Origin of the sequence: Bradyrhizobium sp. SZCCT0153 (assembly GCF_018129995.1) — a bacterium.
GTDB classification, from domain to species: domain Bacteria; phylum Pseudomonadota; class Alphaproteobacteria; order Rhizobiales; family Xanthobacteraceae; genus Bradyrhizobium; species Bradyrhizobium japonicum_G.
In genome coordinates, this window is record NZ_JAFCKS010000002.1 from 1,012,718 (window position 1) to 1,032,167 (window position 19,450).

Annotated in this window: 18 protein-coding genes; 9 read left to right on the top strand and 9 right to left on the bottom strand. The window is 64.4% G+C overall.

Annotated elements, in window-relative coordinates; genetic code table 11:
- Positions 1-7 precede the first annotated feature (7 nt).
- The 4 genes from JQ572_RS12365 to JQ572_RS12380 all read right to left on the bottom strand — a co-directional run bounded on the left by JQ572_RS12365 (position 8) and on the right by JQ572_RS12380 (position 4,161).
- A complete protein-coding gene (locus JQ572_RS12365) occupies positions 8-211 on the bottom strand; it encodes a DUF1289 domain-containing protein (RefSeq protein WP_211383278.1) in 204 nt (67 codons plus the stop codon).
- Positions 212-255: 44 nt separating this feature from the next.
- Entirely contained in the window at positions 256-1,851 is a 1,596-nt protein-coding gene (locus JQ572_RS12370; protein WP_211383279.1) for a sensor histidine kinase, read from the bottom strand.
- A 137-nt stretch (positions 1,852-1,988) separates the two neighbouring features.
- Positions 1,989-3,266, bottom strand: coding sequence for a sodium:proton antiporter NhaD (nhaD, locus tag JQ572_RS12375; RefSeq protein ID WP_211383280.1), 1,278 nt, complete (start codon positions 3,264-3,266; stop codon positions 1,989-1,991).
- A 22-nt stretch (positions 3,267-3,288) separates the two neighbouring features.
- Positions 3,289-4,161, bottom strand: a complete 873-nt coding sequence (locus JQ572_RS12380) for an NAD(P)-dependent oxidoreductase (RefSeq protein ID WP_211383281.1) — start codon at positions 4,159-4,161, stop codon at positions 3,289-3,291.
- Positions 4,162-4,356: 195 nt separating this feature from the next.
- Here JQ572_RS12380 and JQ572_RS12385 point away from each other — a divergent pair, with 195 nt between their 5' ends.
- The 6 genes from JQ572_RS12385 to JQ572_RS12410 all read left to right on the top strand — a co-directional run bounded on the left by JQ572_RS12385 (position 4,357) and on the right by JQ572_RS12410 (position 11,318).
- On the top strand, positions 4,357-4,806 hold the full coding sequence (locus tag JQ572_RS12385; RefSeq protein ID WP_249128962.1) for a VOC family protein: 450 nt from the start codon (positions 4,357-4,359) through the stop codon (positions 4,804-4,806).
- 108 nt (positions 4,807-4,914) lie between these two features.
- Complete coding sequence (locus JQ572_RS12390; protein ID WP_211383282.1) at positions 4,915-6,051, top strand: Mrp/NBP35 family ATP-binding protein; 1,137 nt, start codon at positions 4,915-4,917, stop codon at positions 6,049-6,051.
- 204 nt (positions 6,052-6,255) lie between these two features.
- Positions 6,256-7,347 (top strand): TRAP transporter substrate-binding protein, encoded by a 1,092-nt coding sequence (locus tag JQ572_RS12395; protein WP_211383283.1) that lies wholly within the window; start codon positions 6,256-6,258, stop codon positions 7,345-7,347.
- Between the two features lie 167 nt (positions 7,348-7,514).
- Positions 7,515-8,603 carry a TRAP transporter substrate-binding protein gene (locus JQ572_RS12400; protein WP_211383284.1) on the top strand — a complete coding sequence of 363 codons (1,089 nt, stop codon included), beginning with the start codon at positions 7,515-7,517 and terminating at the stop codon, positions 8,601-8,603.
- A gap of 611 nt (positions 8,604-9,214) precedes the next feature.
- Positions 9,215-9,889, top strand: coding sequence for a response regulator transcription factor (locus JQ572_RS12405; protein WP_211383285.1), 675 nt, complete (start codon positions 9,215-9,217; stop codon positions 9,887-9,889).
- A gap of 37 nt (positions 9,890-9,926) precedes the next feature.
- Positions 9,927-11,318, top strand: a complete 1,392-nt coding sequence (locus JQ572_RS12410; RefSeq protein WP_249128963.1) for a sensor histidine kinase — start codon at positions 9,927-9,929, stop codon at positions 11,316-11,318.
- 243 nt (positions 11,319-11,561) lie between these two features.
- Here the strand turns inward: JQ572_RS12410 and JQ572_RS12415 are convergent, their stop codons facing one another.
- From JQ572_RS12415 to JQ572_RS12435, 5 genes are all read right to left on the bottom strand, one after another.
- On the bottom strand, positions 11,562-13,217 hold the full coding sequence (locus tag JQ572_RS12415) for a TRAP transporter large permease (RefSeq protein ID WP_211383287.1): 1,656 nt from the start codon (positions 13,215-13,217) through the stop codon (positions 11,562-11,564).
- A gap of 29 nt (positions 13,218-13,246) precedes the next feature.
- Positions 13,247-13,828, bottom strand: a complete 582-nt coding sequence (locus tag JQ572_RS12420) for a TRAP transporter small permease subunit (RefSeq protein ID WP_211383288.1) — start codon at positions 13,826-13,828, stop codon at positions 13,247-13,249.
- Between the two features lie 172 nt (positions 13,829-14,000).
- On the bottom strand, positions 14,001-15,035 hold the full coding sequence (gene moaA, locus JQ572_RS12425) for a GTP 3',8-cyclase MoaA (RefSeq protein ID WP_211383289.1): 1,035 nt from the start codon (positions 15,033-15,035) through the stop codon (positions 14,001-14,003).
- A gap of 119 nt (positions 15,036-15,154) precedes the next feature.
- Entirely contained in the window at positions 15,155-15,640 is a 486-nt protein-coding gene (locus JQ572_RS12430; protein WP_211383553.1) for a hypothetical protein, read from the bottom strand.
- Positions 15,641-15,793: 153 nt separating this feature from the next.
- On the bottom strand, positions 15,794-16,468 hold the full coding sequence (locus JQ572_RS12435) for an HAD-IA family hydrolase (protein WP_211383290.1): 675 nt from the start codon (positions 16,466-16,468) through the stop codon (positions 15,794-15,796).
- Positions 16,469-16,633: 165 nt separating this feature from the next.
- Here JQ572_RS12435 and rpiA point away from each other — a divergent pair, with 165 nt between their 5' ends.
- Genes rpiA through gor form a run of 3 tightly spaced genes read left to right on the top strand, consistent with a single transcriptional unit; the run spans position 16,634 to position 19,336 of the window.
- Positions 16,634-17,347 carry a ribose-5-phosphate isomerase RpiA gene (rpiA, locus tag JQ572_RS12440; RefSeq protein WP_211383291.1) on the top strand — a complete coding sequence of 238 codons (714 nt, stop codon included), beginning with the start codon at positions 16,634-16,636 and terminating at the stop codon, positions 17,345-17,347.
- Positions 17,348-17,349: 2 nt separating this feature from the next.
- Positions 17,350-17,892 carry a DUF2059 domain-containing protein gene (locus JQ572_RS12445; RefSeq protein WP_211383292.1) on the top strand — a complete coding sequence of 181 codons (543 nt, stop codon included), beginning with the start codon at positions 17,350-17,352 and terminating at the stop codon, positions 17,890-17,892.
- Positions 17,893-17,947: 55 nt separating this feature from the next.
- Positions 17,948-19,336: a glutathione-disulfide reductase gene (gene gor / locus JQ572_RS12450; protein WP_211383293.1), complete on the top strand. Its 1,389-nt coding sequence runs from the start codon at positions 17,948-17,950 to the stop codon at positions 19,334-19,336.
- Positions 19,337-19,450 lie beyond the last annotated feature (114 nt).

A 19,450-nucleotide genomic window follows, 5' to 3' on the forward strand; every position in this document is an offset into this window, starting at 1 on the left:
AGGTCGGTCAGGCGCGCTTCGGCAATCCCACGATCGGCGCAAGTCCGGCGTCCGTCATGCGCGCCGGCAACAGCGCCATGAGCGCCAGCCGTTCCGCGCTTTCCATGGCGTGCCAGCGCGCGATCTCCGGCAAGGTCCGGCCGCAACCGAAGCACAGCCTGGTCTTGGGATCGATCATGCAGACGGCGACGCACGGCGTTTCTTTGCTCATTTGGACATAGTGAAGGATCGTCGGGCATGTCTGCAAGCATGTGTTTAAGAGCCCGTACCTGCGCTCATGATCGGCCGATGGCGCGGCCGTCGCTTCTCGTCGGCTACCGCGGAACTCTCCGGCTGGAGCGGTGGAGAATCATCCGACATCGGCGCCAGCGCGCTCATCACGCGCTCCGGCGGGAAGGTGACGATCACTTCGGTGCCGATGCGCAGCTTCGATTTCAGCGTGAACGTGCCGCCATGCAGGTCGATCAGGTTCTTTGCGATCGGCAGACCCAGGCCTGCGCCCTGTTCGGCCGATTTGATCGAGTTGGAGCCCTGGCCGAACGAGGCGAGCACGACCGGGATTTCATCCTCGGGGATGCCGGAGCCGGAATCCTTCACCGACAGATATTGTCCGCCTGAGGCGGTCCAGCCGGCCTTGAGCCAGATCTCGCCGCCCTGCGGGGTGAACTTGATCGAGTTGGAGAGGAGGTTGAGCACGACCTGTCGGATCGCGCGCTCGTCGGCCCAGAGCCGCGGCATGGCCTGCTCGAACACCTCGTGGATGGTGATGCCGCGGCTCGATGCGCGCAGCTTCATCAAATGATGGCAGTCAGCGACGATGCCGACCAGCGACACCGCTTCCTCGTTGAGTTCGTAACGGCCGGCCTCGATCCTTGAAAGATCGAGGATCTCGTTGATGAGGTTGAGCAGGTGCACGCCGGAATTGTGGATGTCCGCCGAGTACTCCTTGTAGACCGGCACTGCATGTGCGCCAAAAATCTCGCTTTTCATCACCTCGGAGAAACCGAGGATCGCGTTCAGCGGCGTGCGCAACTCGTGGCTCATCTGCGCGAGGAAGCGCGATTTGGCGACGTTGGCGGATTCGGCACGGTGACGCGCTTCGTCCGAGATCGCCTTGGCCTGTTCGAGTTCGCCGATCAATGCGTCCTTCTCGGCGCGCGCCTCGAGCGTGGCGAAGGTCGAGGAATGCAGGCGGTGCGCCAGCAGCACGAAATAGCCTTCAGCCGCGAGCGCGAGCGCCGCCAGGATGTAATTGTCCAGCGAACCGGTCATCAGGAAGCTGAGGGCCATCGCGACCGCCACCGGCGCAGTGGCGGCGAGGGCCGCGATCGGAAGATTGGCGGCCAGCATGCTCGATACCGCGATCACCAGCAGCATCAGGAACATCATCAGCGTTTCCGTGACCATGTCGAGCACGGGATGGATCAGGATGGCCATCCAGCACAGGCCATAGAGCAGGTCGAGCACGACGAAGCGCGTCCGCCATGCGCGCGTTGCCGCGGGCGAGGCGGGCTCGGCCAGAAAGCGGTGGCAGCTGCGGATCATCGCGGCGTGGATGCAGAGCATGCCGGCGGTCCAGGCCGCGGCCGGGATCGGCTGCATCCACAGCCCGAACAGCACGCCGGTGGCAACCACCAGCAGCATCACGACGTAGGAGGCCGACAGCCGCGTCTGGGCGTATTGGCGCAGCATATCGGCGTCGAAGGCCGGCCGGGTTCCGCTGGTCGACGTTAACTTGTCGCGGGCCTCGCGCACCCGTTGCGCCGCAGCCCTTCGGCTGCTCGCCGATGGAGCGCTTATCGGCTCGGCCGGAAGCTGCACTACCTCAGGCTTTTCAGCGGGGTTACTCATCAAGCAACACGATTCCTGCCCACGCCGGACGCGGGCCTTCTGCATTGTCTATCTCTGGCAAGAAATCCTTAAGAGGTGACTTAAGGAGCTAAAGAATTACGTTAACCCGGCGTTAATTTGGGGCCGGCCAGCGCCGTTCAATGCAGCGCCGCGTGCTGCGCGATGTACACCACGGCTCCCGCCAGATAGCCGGCGAGCGCGGGAACGGCGATGCGGCGGGCGTACCAGAGGAACTCGATGCGCTCGAGTCCCATGGCGGCGACGCCGGCGGCCGAGCCGATGATCAGGATCGAACCACCGGTGCCGGCGCAATAGGCGATGAACTCCCAGATGAAGCTGTCGGGCGGATAATGCGCGAGGTCGTACATGCCCATGGTCGCGGCGACCAGTGGCACGTTGTCGATGATAGCGCTGAGCAGGCCGAGCACGATGACGATGATGTCCTGGCGGCCGAGCGTGGCGTCGAGCCATTTGGCCAGCATGGACAGCAGGCCGGCATGCTCGAGGCAGGCGACCGCGAGCAGGATGCCGACGAAGAACACGACCGAGCTCATGTCGATCCGTGCCAGCGCGTGCACGAGCGTGAGGGGCTGGCGCACATGCTCCTCCTTGTGCCGGTGCACGATCTCGCCGACCAGCCAGAGCACGCCGAGCCCGAACAGGATACCCATGAACGGCGCCAGATGCGTGACCGCCTTGAACGCCGGCACCGCGATCAGCGTGCCGAGCCCGAGATAGAACATCAAATTGCGCTCGAACCGATCGACGGCGAGCAGTCCGGTGTCCTTCGTCGGCGGCGCGATGGTCTTGCCCCTGAGCGAAAAACTGACGAACACGAGCGGCACGAGCAGGTTGAGAAGCGAGGGCAGGAATACCGCGCCCATGATCTTCACCGGCGAGATCTGCCCGCCGATCCACAGCATGGTCGTGGTGACGTCGCCGATCACGGTCCACGCGCCGCCCGCATTGGCGGCGATGACGATGAGGGAGGCGAACAGCAGGCGGTCGTCGCGGCGGGCGATCAGCTTCTGGATCAGCGAGATCATGACGATGGTGGTCGTCAGATTGTCCAGGATCGCGCTCAGGAAGAACGTCACGAAGCCGATCAGCCAGATCAGCGCCACCTGGCTGGTGGTGCGAATCAGCGAGGTGATGACCTCGAAACCGTCATGGGCGTCGATCACCTCGACGATGGTCATGGCGCCGATCAGGAAGAACACGATCTGCGCGGTGGAGCCGACGGACTCGTCGAGTTGGCGGCCGACCAGGGCGTGGTCGCCGGTCGCGATCGCGTAGACACTCCAGAGCAGGCCCGCACCGAGCAGTGCGGACGCGCTCTTGTTGACCCCGATCGGGTGCTCGAGCGCGATCGCCGCATAGGCGAGGACGAAAATGGCGGCGATCGCGATCAACAAGGCAGGGCCAAATCGTCAGGGGTCAGCGATTAAGGCGCGCGAGCAGGCTCGACGTATCCCAGCGCTTGCCGCCCATCTTTTCGACCTCGGCGTAGAACTGGTCGACCAGCGCGGTCACCGGCAGATTGGCGCCGTTGCGACGGGCTTCGGCCAGCGAGATCGAGAGATCCTTGCGCATCCATTCGACGGCGAAGCCGAAATCGTACTTGTCCTCGTTCATGGTCTTGTAGCGGTTCTCCATCTGCCAGGACTGCGCGGCGCCCTTTGAGATGGTTTCGATCACGGCCGCGACGTCGAGGCCACTCCTCTTGGCGAAGTGAATACCCTCGGACAGGCCCTGCACGAGGCCGGCGATGCAGATCTGGTTGACCATCTTGGTCAGCTGGCCGGAGCCCGCGGGTCCGAGCAATTTGCACATCCGCGCATAGGCGCCTGTGATGATCGGCTCGGCGCCGGCATAGGCGTCCTGCGCACCGCCGCACATCACCGTCAGCACGCCGTTCTCGGCGCCGGCCTGGCCGCCGGAGACCGGGGCGTCTATGAACTTGAAGCCGGCCTTGGCCGCGGCTGCATCGAGTTCGCGAGCGACCTCGGCGGACGCGGTGGTGTGGTCGACGAAGGTCGCACCCTTCTTCATGCCGGCGAACGCACCGTCGGCGCCGATCGTGACGGCGCGCAGATCGTTGTCGTTGCCGACGCAGCACATCACGAAATCCTGGCCCTCGGCGGCGGCCTTCGGGGTCGCCGCGGTCTTGCCGCCGAACTTGTCCGCCCATTCCTTCGCCTTGGCCGCGGTGCGGTTGTAGACGGTGACCTCATGGCCCCCTTTTTTCACGAGGTGTCCGGCCATGGGGAAGCCCATCACGCCGAGACCGAGGAAAGCGACTTTAGCCATGTGTGGTACCTTGTCCGTAGTTTGGGTTTTACGGTTTTGGCCGGGCGAGAGGCGCCAGGCGGTATCTTTTGGGGTTCCGCCACGGGGCGGATCGGGCGCACCATAAACGCTTGAGCCCGGAGGGCAACGGCTTCGTTGAAGGGCCCCCTGTGCTAGGATGACGGACCCAAGGACTTCAAAAAAGGGAGCGAAAGCATGGGCAAGGGTTTGGGCGGCGTGAGCGTCGGCGTGCTCGATCATTTCAACATCCGGACCCGGAATCTGGCCGAGACCGTCCGCTTCTACGAGGACGTGCTGGGGCTGGAAAAAGGCGCCCGGCCGAATTTCGCCTTCCCGGGCGCCTGGATGTACAGCGAGGGCAAGCCGGTGGTGCACCTCGTCGATATTTCGCCGACCGCCGAGCCACAAAAGCCGGATTCCGGCGTTGTCCACCATGTCGCCTTCGTCAGCCGCGGCTTCGACGGGATGAAGCAGCGTCTGGCCTCCAAGGGCATGAAGTTCGACTCGCGCCAGGTGCCCGGCGGCGACCTCTGGCAGATCTTCGTCCACGACCCCAACGGGGTCATGATCGAGCTCAACTATGAGGCAGCCCGGGAGCAGGGCGGGGCGCCCGCCGAGATGGCTGACGATATCGGCAGGCAGTAGCCTTTTGGCCGTTTCCGCTCTAATGGGGCATCCTAAAGCCTTGAGCATGATCTGGTCGGAAAACCGCTCCACACTTTTCCGGATCATGCTCTGTTCAGGAGATGCGCTTTGAGCGTGACGCAGCAACAGGTTCTCGACAGCCTCGCCAGGATCAAGTCGCCCCGCGGGGTCGCGCTCGCCAACGCCAATGTGCTGAGCGCGATCAGCGCCGCCGACGGCAAGGTGTTCTTCTCGATCAATGTCGATGCCGCCGAGGCGCGGGCCTGGGAATCGGTCCGGGCCGAAGCCGAGGCCGCGGTGCGCGCCATTCCCGGCGTCACCACCGTGATGGTGGCGCTGACCGCCGAGCGTAAGGTCGGCGCCGCGCCACTACCGCCGCCAACGCCAAGCCGGGGCACGCCGGGCGTGCAGCCGGTCCATGCCCACAAACCGCCGCAGGGCGGCGGGTCGCCGATGGCGCGCCAGTCCGAGATTCCGGGCGTCGCCGCGGTCATCGCGGTCGCCTCGGGCAAGGGTGGCGTCGGCAAGTCGACCACCGCGCTCAATCTGGCGCTGGGCCTGCGCGACCTCGGCCTCAAGGTCGGGCTGCTCGATGCCGACATCTACGGCCCGTCGGTGCCGCGGCTGACCGGCCTGCACGCCAAGCCGGAGCTGAACGCCGAGCGCAAGATGATTCCGCTCCGCCGTTTCGGCCTCGCCATCATGTCGATCGGCTTCCTGGTGGAGGAAGAGACCGCGATGATCTGGCGCGGTCCGATGGTGATGTCGGCGGTGACGCAGATGCTGCGCGACGTCGAATGGGGCCAGCTCGATGTGCTGGTGGTGGACATGCCGCCGGGCACCGGCGATGCCCAGCTCACGCTGGCGCAGAACGTGCCCCTGAAGGGCGCCGTGATCGTCTCGACCCCGCAGGACCTGTCCCTGATCGATGCAAGGCGGGGGCTTGCCATGTTCAAGAAGGTCAACGTCCCCGTGCTCGGCATCGTCGAGAACATGAGCTACTTCCAGTGCCCGCATTGCGGCACGAAATCGGATATTTTCGGCCATGGCGGCGCGCACCACGAGGCCGAAAAGCTTGGGGTACCTTTCCTCGGCGAGATCCCCCTGCATATGGCGATTCGCGCCACCTCGGATGCCGGCACCCCCGTCGTCGACAGCGAGCCGGACGGTCCCCATGCGGCGATCTATCGCGCCATTGCGGGACAGGTCCGGGACCAGCTCAAGGGCGTCATCGCCGCGGCCTGAGCCGGCGGCTCCGGCCATCCGTTGGAGACATGCGACTTTCGTAGAGCCCCGTCATGCCAATGTCGCGTTTCGAAAGCGGGGCGTCCGTGTTAAAGGCCCACCGCAGTCAAGCCCCTTCGGTTCGACGCGGCCCAAACGCGTCGCCGGAATGAGCGGCGGCAAAGAGGAAGTTAGGGGAACGCCCCAACAAGGAGAGACCTGAAGATGAAGCGTCGTGATTTCCTGAAAGTGTCGGCAGCAGGCGCGGCGGCGACCGCCGCGGTGGCCTCGCCGGCGATCGCGCAGTCCTCGCCCGAGGTGAAGTGGCGCCTGACGTCGAGCTTCCCGAAGTCGCTCGACACGATCTATGGCGGCGCCGAGCAATTGGCGAAGTACGTCGCCGAGATGACCGACAACAAGTTCCAGATCCAGGTCTTCCAGGCGGGTGAAATCGTTCCCGGTTTGCAGGCGCTGGATGCGACGCAGAAGGGCACGGTCGAGATGTGCCACACCGTGTCATACTACTACGTCGGCAAGGACCCGACGTTCGCGATCTTCGCGTCGGTGCCCTTCGGCCTCAACGCGCGTCAGCAGAATTCCTGGCTTTATCAGGGCGGCGGCAACGAGCTCGCCAACGAGTTCTTCAAGAAATCGAACGTCGTCGGGTTCCCCTGCGGCAACACCGGCACCCAGATGGGCGGCTGGTTTCGCAAGGAGATCAAGACCGTTGCCGATCTCTCCGGCCTGAAGATGCGCATCGGCGGCATTGCCGGCCAGGTCCTCCAGAAGGTCGGCGTGGTGCCGCAGCAGCTCGCGGGCGGCGACATCTATCCCTCGCTCGAGAAGGGCACCATCGACGCCGCCGAATGGGTCGGCCCCTACGATGACGAGAAGCTCGGCTTCGCCAAGGTCGCCAAGTACTACTATTATCCCGGTTTCTGGGAGGGCGGTCCGACCGTCCACGCCTTCGCCAACATCGACAAGTGGAACGAGCTGCCGAAGAGCTACCAGGCGATTCTCACCAACGCGACCGTCAACACCAACACCTGGATGGCCGCGCGCTACGACATGGTGAACCCCGCGGCGCTCAAGCGTCTGGTGGCCGGCGGCACCCAGCTTCGTCCCTTCACCAACGAAGTGCTCGAAGCCTGCCTCAAGGCGACCAACGAATTGTGGGGCGAGATCTCGGCCAAGAACCCCGACTTCAAGAAGTCGATCGACGCCATGCAGGCCTACCGCTCCGACGAGTATCTGTGGTGGCAGGTCGCCGAATACACCTACGACAGCTTCATGATCCGCTCGCGCACCCGCGGCTGATCGCCCTTAGACCAAAGTCGAGAATGGCAAAGCCCGACCTCCTCAGGAGGCCGGGCTTTTTCTTTGCCGCAGTGCGATCACGATGGAAATCGGCAACGCAATGTTCCATGCTGGACCCCAGGCCTCGACAAGAAGGCCCAAATCGCAATCCATCAGGGTAGGACATCATGAAAAGAAGAGACTTCATTAAAGTCACGGGACTTGGTGCGGCTGGCGCCGCGACGTTTGCCGCGCCGGCAATCGCGCAGTCGATGCCGGAGATCAAATGGCGCATGCCGACGAGCTGGCCGAAATCGCTCGACACGCTCTATGGCGGTGCCGAGATGATGGCCAAGATGGTGGCGGAAGCGACCGACAACAAATTTCAAATTCAGACCTTCGCCGGCGGTGAAATCGTGCCGGGCCTCCAGGTGCTCGATGCCGTGCAGAACGGCACCTGCGAAATCGGTCACACCGCGTCCTATTATTATTTCGGCAAGGATCCGACTTTTACTTTCGGCTCGGCCGTGCCGTTCGGACCGAACATGCGCATCAATCAGGCCTGGTACATGTTGGGAGGCGGCAGGGAAATCCTCAACGAGTTCTACAAGAAGTACAACGTCGTCTCGCTGCTCGCCGGCAACACCGGCTGTCAGATGGGCGGCTGGTTTCGCAAGGAAGTCAAAGTACCTCAGGACTTCAACGGCCTGAAGTTTCGCATCGGCGGCTTTGCGGGGCGCGTGCTGCAGAAGCTCGGCGCGGTGCCGCAGCAGATCGCCGGCGGCGACATCTACCCGGCGCTCGAGAAGGGCACCATCGACGCTGCCGAATGGGTCGGACCGTACGACGACGAGAAGCTCGGTTTCGTCAAGGTGGCGCCGCAGTACTACTTCCCGGGCTGGTGGGAAGGCGGGCCGATGCTGCTCGCGTTCGTCAACCAGGACAAATGGAATGCGCTGCCAAAGCACTATCAGAGCGTCCTCGAGCAGGCGGGGCACTTTGCCAACAACTGGATGATGGCGAAGTACGATCAGTCCAACCCGCCCGCGCTGCGCCGCTTGCTCGCCGCCGGCGCCAAGCTGCATCCGTTCTCGCCCGAGATCATGCAGGCCTGCTTCAAGGCGGCAAAGGAGTTGCACACCGAGGTCTCGTCGACCAACGCGGACTTCAAGAAGGTGTACGATTCGCTGACGTCCTTCTCGAACAACGGCTACCAGTGGTTCCAGGTCGCCGAGGTCGGCTACGACAATTTCATGGCGCGCAACTCGCAGAGCTGATCGCGTCCCATCGCGCATGCAAGGCCCCGGAGCGAAAGCCCGGGGCCTTTGGTTTTGCGACCGCGCTCGGGGGCTCACAAGAAATCTGGAAAACAACCCCATGCACAGTAGACGGAGGCGAGGGCATCGAACGCCGTGAGGGCGGCTAACGGCTTGATGCGTCGGGGATGGTCGGCGGAAAGGCATGATCGACGCGCAATCGGGGGCAACTCCGCATTCGGGGGCCGGATCAAGCGCACGAAGACCGTCGTGGTCGGAAACCGGCCGAGCGAAGGGTTTCGCTTCCGCCGTCGCCGTCGGCGGCATGCCGCTATTCCATCTTGCCAGCAACGAAGCCGTTTGACTCGTCGGGCAAAACAGTGGCAAACGGTGATAATCGTATAATCCGAAATTTTCGACCTTTGCATCGACCCCGAGGGGGGGCGATGAGCTTCGACCGACGAAGCAAGACCCTCCATTCCTCGAGCGCGGTTCTTACACAAAGCTGACAGGAACAGGTCGACCGGGCCGACTGGTGCTTTTTCGCTGGCCGAGGCGGCCGGAATGGTGGAAGAGATCGGACAAGCGGCGCGAGCCGCGCGGCGAGACCCGCAAAATCCGGCGGACATGCGATGCGGCTTCTGATCGTCGAAGACAATGCCGAGCTGTCACGGCTCGTTGCCGGCGGGCTGGCGGCGGCCGGCTACGAGAGCGACATCGTCGGCAGCGCGGCCGAAGCGCGCGAGGCGGTGAGCAGCGTCAGCTATGCGGCGATGATCCTCGACCTGGGCCTTCCCGACGGCGACGGCCTGTCGGTGCTGCGCGAGCTGCGCCGGCAGATGGAGCCGCTGCCGGTGCTGGTGCTGACTGCGCGCGGCGGCCTGCAGGACCGCGTCAACGGCCTGCGCAGCGGTGCCGACGACTATCTCGCAAAGCCGTTTGCGATGGAGGAACTGGTGGCGCGGCTGGAGGCGATCCTGCGCCGGCCGGGCCAGCTGCTCGGCCGCTCGCTCAGTCTCGCCAACCTCGTCTACGACACCGAAAGCCGCCAGATCTTCGTCGACGACCAGCCGCGGATCATCTCCGCGCGCGAGACATCGGTGCTCGAGATCCTGCTGCGCCGGCAGGGGCGGGTGGTGCCGAAGAAGAACGTCGAGGACCACATCTTCGGGCTCGAAGGCGAGGTCGCCTCCAACGCGGTCGAGGTCTACGTCTCGCGGCTGCGCAAGCAGCTCACCGAGCACGGCGCCAAGGTCGTGATCCACACCATCCGCGGCGTCGGCTATCTCATGGCCGAGGAGAAATAGCGTGGTCCAGATCGGATCCCTCGCCGGATTCCGCGCCATGATCTCTGCCAGATCGCCGACGTTCAAATCGCTGATCTGGCGCATCGTGTTCCTGCACATCGTGGCGGTTGCGGTGGTCGCGATCTTCCTGCCGCTGCTGCTGTTCTGGCTGCTCAATTCGGAGATCGACCAGCTGCACCGCGATGCCATGCGCGCGCAGGCCGAGGTGCTGGCCGAGCGCATCGTCGCCCAGCCGGACGGCCTGCTGACGTTCAATCTCCCGGACAGCCTCAGGGGGCTCTATTCCGAAGCCTATGGCCGCTACCAGTACGACATTCGCGATGCCGAGGGTCATTTGCTGTTCTCCTCGCGCCGCAAGGCCGGCGCCGCGCCGCCGCGTCTGTCGGATACGATCTCCGGCGCCGGCGTCACCCGGACCATCGACGGCAAGACCGTGCGCATCCGGGTTGCCGAGGATCTCGCGCATCGCGACGTCATCATCGACGACATCGTCTCGAATTTCTTCAGGCGCGTCGGGTGGACCACCATTCCGATCCTGCTGATCCTGCTCGCCACCGACATCATCATCTTCCGCCGCGCGGTCGCCCCGCTGTGGAAGGCCTCCGAGGAGGCCAGCAATATCGGCCCGTCGCGAACCCACGTTCGCCTGCCGACCGAGCAGATCCCGCGCGAGATCATGCCGCTGGTCACTGCCGTCAACCAGGCGCTCGACCGCCTCGAGGACGGCTTTCGGGTTCAGCGGCAGTTCACGGCGGACGCCGCGCATCAGTTGCGCACGCCGCTCGCGATCCTGCGCACGCGGATCGAGACGCTCGGCGACGGCGCGGCAAGAGAGGCGCTGCATGCCGACATCGAAGCCATGAGCCGCATCGTCGCCCAACTGCTGGAGATCGCCGAGCTCGACACGCTGGTGCTCGATCCCGGCGAGACCGCCGACCTGCGCGCGGTCTGCACCGAGGTGGTCGGTTCGATCGCGCCGTTTGCGATCGCGCAGCACAAGGACATCGCACTGAGGGGCACCGACGCGCCGGTGCTGATCCACGGCAATTCCGTGATGCTGCAGCGCGCGATCTTCAACCTCGCGGAAAACGCCATCAAGTTCACGGCAAAGGACACTTCCGTCGACGTCGAGGTGTGCGAGGACGGTGCGGTGCGCGTGCGCGATTGCGGCCCCGGCATCGCGGAGGCCGAGCGCGATCTGATCTTCCAGCGTTTCTGGCGCGCCGACCGTCAGCGCAGCGACGGCGCCGGCCTCGGGCTCTCGATCGTGCGCGGCGTGGCGGACGATCATGCGGCGACGGTTGTGGTGGAGAATCTTCCCGGCGGCGGCGCGGAGTTCACGCTGCGGTTCAGGCTGGCGGAGGCAGCAAAGGTCGCTGGAAAGGACTGGCGCAGCACTGACGCTGCACCCTCTCCCCTTGTGGGGTAGGGCTATCGCATATGAAGAAAAGCGTGGCGGGCAGCTTGCCTGCGGCCCATCCTTCGAGACGCCCGCCTACGGCGGGCCCTCAGGATGAGGTCGCGTTTTGCGGTGAGATATCAGACCCTAATGGTGAGGAGCCCGCCAAAGCGGGCGTCTCGAACCATGCAGGCCGAGCTCTTTCGGAAACCTCCCGCTATCATATGCGATAGCCCTGCCTTGTGGGGGAGGGCTAGGCGGGAACCGCGCCAGCTACTGCTTCGGCTGGCCGAAATCGAGCGGCGGCAGGTCGATCTGCGGAATTTCGATCTTGATGGTGTTGGGATCGACGGTGGACTGCACGCCCTTGTAGTGCATCACCATCGACGGGAACATGATCACGAGCAGTACCATGACGACCTGGATGACGACGAACGGTACCGCGCCCCAGTAGATCTGTCCCGTCGTGACCGGCTCCATCCTCTTGCCGGTGACGCGGTCGGTGTAGCGCTCCTTCGGCGCGACCGAGCGCAGGTAGAACAACGCAAAGCCGAATGGCGGATGCATGAACGAGGTCTGCATGTTGACGCCGAGGATGACGCCGAACCAGATCAGGTCGATGCCGAGATGCTCGGCAGCCGGCCCGAGCAGCGGAATCACGATGAAGGCGAGCTCGAAGAAATCGAGGAAGAAGGCCAGCACGAAGACGAAGGCGTTGACGAAGATGAGGAAGCCGATCTGGCCGCCGGGCAGCGAGGTCAGGAGATGCTCGACCCAGACATGGCCGTTGACACCGTAGAAAGTCAGCGAGAACACGCGGGCGCCGACCAGGATGAAAACGACGAAGGCCGAAAGCTTTGCCGTCGATTCGGTGGCCTGGCGAACCAGGTCCCAGGTCAGCCGCCGCTTCATGGCGCCGAGTATGAGGGCGCCGGCTGCGCCCATCGCGCCGCCTTCCGTCGGAGTGGCGACGCCGATGAAGATCGTCCCCAGCACCAGGAAGATCAGGAACAGCGGCGGCACCATCACGAATGTCGTCTGCTGCGCCATCTTCGAGAGGAAGCGGAAGCCGGTGAGCTTGTCGACGATCCAGTTCACGACTGCGACGGCGAACGCGAACAGGATGCCGAAGAACATGCTCAGCACCACGAAATCGGCGCCATGCGTGTCCGAATTTCGCATCATGAGCCATCCGAACACGCAGCTTGCGAGAAACAGCACGCCGAGCGAAGGCAGGCCACGGCTGCCGTTTTCCTCGCGGAAGCCGATCGCTTCCTTCGGCAGGCCCGGCACCGCTTTCGGGAAGATCAGGCTGACCAGAAAGGCATATCCCGCGTACAGGCCGGCGAGCACGAGGCCCGGTATGAACGCGCCCTCGTACATGTCTCCGACCGACTTGCCGAGCTGATCGGCCATCACGATGAGAACGAGCGAGGGCGGAATGATCTGGGCCAGCGTGCCGGACGCGGCGATGATGCCGGTCGCCACGCGGCGGTCGTAGCCGTAGCGCAGCATGATCGGGAGGGAGATCAGCCCCATGGAGATCACCGATGCCGCGACCACGCCGGTGGTTGCCGCGAGCAGCGCGCCGACGAAGACGACGGCATAGGCAAGGCCGCCGCGGATGGTGCCGAACAACTGGCCGATGGTGTCGAGCAAATCCTCGGCCATGCCGGAGCGCTCGAGCACCAGTCCCATGAAAGTGAAGAATGGAATGGCAAGCAGCGTGTCGTTGTTCATCACGCCGTAGACGCGCTCAGGCAGGGCCTGCAGGAAATCCGGATGGAATTCGCCGAGCTGGATGCCGATCACGGCGAAGAACAGCCCCACGGCGCCGAGCGAAAATGCCGCCGGGTAGCCGAGCAGCAGCACGACCACCAGCGACGCAAACATGATCGGCGCCATATTGGCGATAATAAACGCGGTCATTGAATCCCCCTACGAAGGCCGCTCGCCGATTACTTCTTTTCGATCGCTTCAACGAGATGCTCGACCTCGGCCTCCAGCGCCGAAACCTGCGACTCGTGAGGATCCGGAATCATGCCGCGCATGATGGCGATCCGCTTGATCAACTCGGAGATGGCCTGAACGAGCAGCATCGCGAAGCCGATCATGATGAGTGACTTGGCCGGCCATTGCGGCAAGCCGCCGGCATTGCCTGATTGCTCGTTGATCTGGAACGAACGCAGGAAGAACGGTACGCCGGTGATGATCATGACGACGGTCAGCGGTATCAGGAAGAACAGGTGCCCGACCAGGTCGATGACGTTGCGCATCTGCTTCGGCAGCATGGCGTTGACGATGTCGATCCGGATGTGCTCGTTGTCCAGCAGCGTCCAGGACGAGCACAGCAGGAAGACGATGCTGAACAGCACCCATTGCAACTCGAGCCATGAATTCGAAGACGTGTCGAAGGTCTTGCGCACGATCGCATTGACCGCCGAGATGATCACGGCGACCAAAATCAACCAGGCCAGGCGCTTGCCCGTCCAGCGTGTAAACGCGTCGATGCCGCCGCTCAGTTTCAGGAGCGCTGTCAAGATAGGTCCTCCCCGCTTATGCCCCGGCCGTCTTGTCTGCGCCGACTTGGGCGCGTCGGCTTGTCTCGCCGCGCAGGCATGAGGCCGCCGCACAAAACCAGCGGGCGTGCCGTCCGTCAATTGGAAGTTTGTTGATTGTTAAGGGAAATCGCCCGGAAGAGACAAGTTGACGCTAGCCGCCGGTGACGCTCATGTGCCTGGAGACGCTGGGGCGGTCGTGGCGGCGGTCGATGATGAAATCGTGGCCCTTCGGCTTCAGCCCAATGGCGCGGTCGATCGCATCCGCAAGCAGCGTATTGTCATCGGATGCACGCAGAGGTTTGCGCAGATCGGACGCGTCCTCGTGGCCGAGGCAGGTGTGCAGCGTGCCCGTGCAGGTGATCCGCACCCGGTTGCAGGATTCGCAGAAATTGTGGGTCATCGGCGTGATGAAGCCGAGCTTGCCGCCGGTCTCGGCGACGCTGACATAGCGCGCCGGCCCGCCGGTGGTCTCGCTTAAGTCCGTCAACGTGAATTGCTGGGCGAGGCGCGCGCGCACCAGCGACAGCGGCAGATACTGGTCGATGCGGCCCGAGCCGATCTCGCCCATCGGCATGACCTCGATGAGCGTCAGGCCCATGCCCTTGCCGTGGGCCCAGCGCATCAGTTCGGGCAGCTCTTCCTCGTTGAGGTTCTTCAGGGCCACGGCGTTGATCTTCACGGCGAGGCCCGCGGCGCGCGCGGCCTCGATGCCTTCCAGCACCTTGTCGATCTCGCCCCAGCGGGTGATCTCGCGAAACTTTCGCGGGTCGAGCGTGTCGAGAGAGACGTTGATGCGGCGGACGCCGCAATCGGCGAGCTCCTGGGCGTATTTCGCAAGCTGGGTGCCGTTGGTGGTCAGCGTCAGCTCGCTCAAGGCGCCGCTCGACAGATGCCGCGACAGCGAGCGCACCAGCGTCATCACGTTGCGACGGACCAGCGGCTCGCCGCCCGTGAGCCGCAGCTTCTTCACGCCCTTGGCGATGAAGGCCGAGCAGAGCCGGTCGAGCTCTTCGAGCGTCAACAGGTCCGCCTTGGGCAGGAACGTCATGTCTTCCGACATGCAATAGAAGCAGCGCAGGTCGCAGCGGTCGGTGACGGACACGCGCAAATACGAGATGGTCCGCCCGAACGGATCGGTCATGGCGCTCGACAGCGCTGCTCGGGGGCTCGCGGAAAGTCCGTTCATACCAAATGCCTTGTCACTTACGGCGACGGCAAAGCTTTGCTTCAACGCCGCGCTGGACGCAATCTAAGCATGGCGATGCCCAAGGACAATCGCGAGCGTGACGCAGGTCCAAGCTTGGGTCAGCGCTTGCCCGTGGTCGGATCGGGGAACGGCGATCCTGCAGCAGGTGCAGCATCGGCCGGTGCGGCGGCTGCAGCCGGTTTCGGCTTCTTCGGCCGGTGCGGCTTGCGGACCGGTTTCGGCGGGGCGGCCGGCTGAAGTTCCGCGAACACCGGACTGGGGTCCGTGGTGACCGAGGCGGGTGTGGTGAAATCGCCGGGATTCTTGATCACGTTCACCGGGACGCTGACCGGCTGGTATTTGGGCAGGGCGAAAGCCACCGTGAAGGGGGCGTCGGGGGCCGGAACCGAGACGGAGCAGGGGGTTTTGCAGCCCGAACCAAGTGAGGTCGTGGCGTCAGCCCCGGGGGGATTGGATTCGAGCCGGACCTGGACGGTCGGCGGCGCCGATTTGAACATGTCCCAAGACATTGAAGAGCAACCGCCAAGGCTGGTTGCCCCGAGGAGGCTCGCCCCCGCTAACGCAATCGCGCTGACACGACGCATGACCATCCCAATCTTCTGCGACGAACCGCCACATCCCCGAGCGAACTTAGGGGCGTCGTTCCAGCCAGGCAACCGGCGGGCTGCGCATAGTTAATAGATGGTTAACGCAGGGTTCCCCGGAATATCGACGACATATCAACGTGTTGAGAGCGCCTACGCCGTCATCAGGCTATGGGCTGCGGCCGGCAGGTCGCGCATGTGATGGATCAGCCGGTCCGGCTTCAGCTCGGCGATCGGCACGTCCGTGTAGCCGAAGCTGACCCCGATCACGGGCACCCCGGCCCTGCGGGCCACTCCGACATCGGTTCCGGCATCGCCGACCATGATGCTGGCTTTGATCGCGCCGCCGGCGCGCGCCACGGTTTCGCGGAAAATGGTCGGGTCGGGCTTCTGGACGCCAAACGTGTCGGCGCCGCAGATCGCCGCGAAGCGCCTGCTGAGGTCGAGCTGGTCCAGCAGCCGCTTCGACAGCCATTCCAGCTTGTTGGTGCAGACCGCGAGCCGATGGCCCTGGGCGGCAAAATGGTCGAGCGCGGCCTCCAGCCCCTCGAAGGGCCGGGATTCGACCGCGATATGATCGGCATAATAAGCGATGAAATCCGCCGTCATTCGGTCCATGTCCGAAGGCGTGACCGTGCGGCCCTCGGCCTCCAGCCCCCGCTCGATCAGCTTGCGGGCGCCGGCGCCGATCATGTTCCGTGCCGAGGCCATCGGCACGGGCGGCAGCCCTTCGCGGTCGAGCACGTAATTCAGCGCGGTGATCAGGTCGGGCGCCGTATCCACAAGCGTGCCGTCGAGATCGAAGACGAGGGTGTAGGGGGAGGTCATGTCGGAAGCGCTATCGGTCCGGCCCCGCCGGCGCAAGGGCCGGAGCCATAAGATCACCTTATAAGATAGGCCCGCAGGCCTGTTCCGGCGGAAAAAACGAGGCTACATAGGCCGCCGCAACCGGCTATATCGGCGGCACGGTCTTCATCCAGAGGCGGGCGCATCGTGAACATGGACCAGTTGAAGCGGCAGGCTGCGGCGCGCGCCCTCGAGGAGGTGCGTGACGGCATGCAGCTCGGGCTCGGCACCGGCTCGACCGCGAAACATTTCGTCGAACTGCTCGGCGAGCGCGTCGCCGCCGGGCTCAAGGTGATCGGCGTGCCGACCTCAGAGGCGACGCGCCTCGACGCGGCGCGCTGCGGCGTGCCGCTGACCACGCTCGATGAGATCGACCATCTCGACATCACCGTCGACGGCGCCGACGAGATCGATCCCGAGCTCAATCTGATCAAGGGTGGCGGGGGCGCGCTTCTGCGCGAGAAGATCGTCGCGGCCGCTTCGGATCGCATGATCGTGATTGCCGACGACACCAAATGGGTGCCGACGCTCGGCCGCTTTCCGCTGCCGGTCGAGGTCATCCCGTTCGGGCTCGGCGCGACGCGCCGCGCGATCGAGAAGGCATTTGCGCAATGCGGCGTTTCCGGGCAAATGGCGGTCCGCAAGGGCAAGGATGGCCACGTTTTCGTCACCGATGGCGGCCACTGGATCGTCGATGCCCAGCTTGGAAAGATCGTGGATCCGGCTCGTCTCGCCAAGGCGTTGAGCGCGATCCCCGGCGTCGTCGAGCATGGTCTGTTCATCGGCTTGGCCAGCTCGGCTGTTTTGGCGGGTGGCGAGGGGATTCGCGTGGTTGAACGGCGAAAGCCGAAAGGAGACTAGGAATGAACAGCGTTTTGAGATTCTTGCCGGCCGCGGCCCTCGCTGCGGGACTGGCGGTCGCAGCCGTTCCGGCTGTCGCCCAGCAGCCGGCCCCGAAGGCTGCGGTGGCCCCGGGCGTGCCGAAGGCTTCGCCGGCGGCGCTCGCTGCGGCCAAGGAGATTTTGCAGATCAAGAACGCCGCTGCGATGTATGCCGGCGCCGTGCCCGGCCTCGTCGAGAAGACCAAGGGCGTGCTGACCCAGCAGAACCTCAATTACCAGAAGGATCTCAACGAAGTCGCCCCGATCGTCGCCCAGCAGCTCCAGGGACGCCAGAGCGAGATCGGCGATGGCATGGCGCAGATCTATGCCAGCGAGTTCACCGAGCAGGAGCTGAAGGATCTCGTCACCTTCTACAAGTCGCCGCTGGGCAAGAAACTGATCGACGCCGAGCCGCGCGCCATCGGCCTCAGCATGGCCTTCATGAACTCCTGGGCCCAGAGCTTCTCCGAGATCGTGATGGGCGCCTTCCGCGCCGAGATGCGCAAGCGTGGCAAGGAGATCTGATCGAACCTATCTGATCAGAATCCGGATCGTGCTCTAGGAGAGGTCGGAGTGGACAATGGCTGAATTCGACGTCGACCTCTTCGTCATCGGTGGCGGTTCGGGCGGCGTGCGTGCCGCCCGCATCGCGGCCGGCTACGGCGCCCGTGTGATGATCGCGGAAGAGTACCGCATGGGCGGCACCTGCGTGATCCGCGGCTGCGTGCCGAAGAAGCTGTTCGTGATCGGCTCGCATTTCCGTCACGAGCTCGAGGACGCCGCCGGTTTCGGCTGGACCGTTCCGCCCGCGAGCTTCGACTGGTCGACGCTGATCGCCAACAAGGACAAGGAGATCGCGCGGCTCGAGGCGGCTTACACCGCCAATGTCGAGAAATCGGGCGCGCAGATCGTCAAGAGCCGCGCGGTGATCGAGGACGAGCACACCGTCCGCCTGCTCGAGAACGGCAGGAAGATCTCCGCAAGATACATCCTGATCGCCACCGGCGGAGCGCCCAATCACGGCGCCTCCATCCCCGGCATCGAGCATGTGATCTCCTCCAACGAAGCCTTTCACCTCAAGAAGCTGCCGAGGCGGATCGTGATCCAGGGCGGCGGCTACATCGCGCTGGAATTCGCCGGCATCTTCGCCGGCTTCGGCTCCGACGTCACCGTGATCTACCGCGGCGACAACATCCTGCGCGGCTTTGACGAGGACGTCCGCACCCACGTCCGCGCCGAGATGGAGAAGCAGGGCATCACCATCCTCACCGGCTGCACGGTGGCGAAGGTCGATCGCCACGGCGAGGAATTCACCACGCATCTGTCGAACGGGTCGAGCCTTGCCTCCGACCAGGTGATGTTCGCGATCGGCCGTCATCCGGCGGTGGCCAATCTCGGCCTGGAGAAGGCCGGCGTTACCATCAATCCGAAGAACGGCGGCATCGCGGTCGATCATTTCTCGAAGAGCTCGGTCGACAGCATCTATGCGATCGGCGACGTCACGCACCGCTTCAACCTGACGCCGGTCGCGATCCGCGAGGGGCATGCGTTTGCCGACACCGTGTTCGGCAAGCGCGAGGTCAGGGTCGATCACGCCAACATCCCGACTGCGGTGTTCTCGCAGCCGGAGGTCGGCACCGTCGGTCTTACCGAGACCGAGGCGCGGGCGCAGTTCAGCCATGTCGACATCTACAAGACGACGTTCCGCCCGATCAAGGCGACGATGTCGGGCCGCGACACCCGCGTGCTGATGAAGCTCGTGGTCGACGGCTCGACCGACCGCGTGCTTGGCTGCCACATCGTCGGCGATGCCGCCGCCGAGGTCACCCAGGCGGTCGCGATCGCGGTGAAGATGAAGGCGACCAAGGCCGATTTCGATTCCACGATTGCGCTGCATCCGACCGCGGCCGAAGAACTCGTCACCATGCGCACGCCGACCGCGCGCCACGTGCGTCAGGCGGCGGAGTAGGGGCGGCAATCACCGGACTGTTTTCTTATCGCGCGGCGGGCTGTCATTTGGCCCCAAGGTGCCTTGTGCATCGGGACGAGCGTTCGTCCTATCGTGACATTCTTCTGGGCGCGC

Coding starts and splice junctions, on each gene's coding strand:
- JQ572_RS12365 (WP_211383278.1), bottom strand. CDS start 211: ATGAGCAAAGAAACGCCGTGCGTCGCCGTCTGCATGATCGATCCCAAG.
- JQ572_RS12370 (WP_211383279.1), bottom strand. CDS start 1,851: ATGAGTAACCCCGCTGAAAAGCCTGAGGTAGTGCAGCTTCCGGCCGAG.
- JQ572_RS12380 (WP_211383281.1), bottom strand. CDS start 4,161: ATGGCTAAAGTCGCTTTCCTCGGTCTCGGCGTGATGGGCTTCCCCATG.
- JQ572_RS12385 (WP_249128962.1), top strand. CDS start 4,357: ATGGGCAAGGGTTTGGGCGGCGTGAGCGTCGGCGTGCTCGATCATTTC.
- JQ572_RS12395 (WP_211383283.1), top strand. CDS start 6,256: ATGAAGCGTCGTGATTTCCTGAAAGTGTCGGCAGCAGGCGCGGCGGCG.
- JQ572_RS12400 (WP_211383284.1), top strand. CDS start 7,515: ATGAAAAGAAGAGACTTCATTAAAGTCACGGGACTTGGTGCGGCTGGC.
- JQ572_RS12405 (WP_211383285.1), top strand. CDS start 9,215: ATGCGGCTTCTGATCGTCGAAGACAATGCCGAGCTGTCACGGCTCGTT.
- JQ572_RS12410 (WP_249128963.1), top strand. CDS start 9,927: ATGATCTCTGCCAGATCGCCGACGTTCAAATCGCTGATCTGGCGCATC.
- JQ572_RS12415 (WP_211383287.1), bottom strand. CDS start 13,217: ATGACCGCGTTTATTATCGCCAATATGGCGCCGATCATGTTTGCGTCG.
- moaA (WP_211383289.1), bottom strand. CDS start 15,035: ATGAACGGACTTTCCGCGAGCCCCCGAGCAGCGCTGTCGAGCGCCATG.
- JQ572_RS12430 (WP_211383553.1), bottom strand. CDS start 15,640: ATGCGTCGTGTCAGCGCGATTGCGTTAGCGGGGGCGAGCCTCCTCGGG.
- JQ572_RS12435 (WP_211383290.1), bottom strand. CDS start 16,468: ATGACCTCCCCCTACACCCTCGTCTTCGATCTCGACGGCACGCTTGTG.
- JQ572_RS12445 (WP_211383292.1), top strand. CDS start 17,350: ATGAACAGCGTTTTGAGATTCTTGCCGGCCGCGGCCCTCGCTGCGGGA.
- gor (WP_211383293.1), top strand. CDS start 17,948: ATGGCTGAATTCGACGTCGACCTCTTCGTCATCGGTGGCGGTTCGGGC.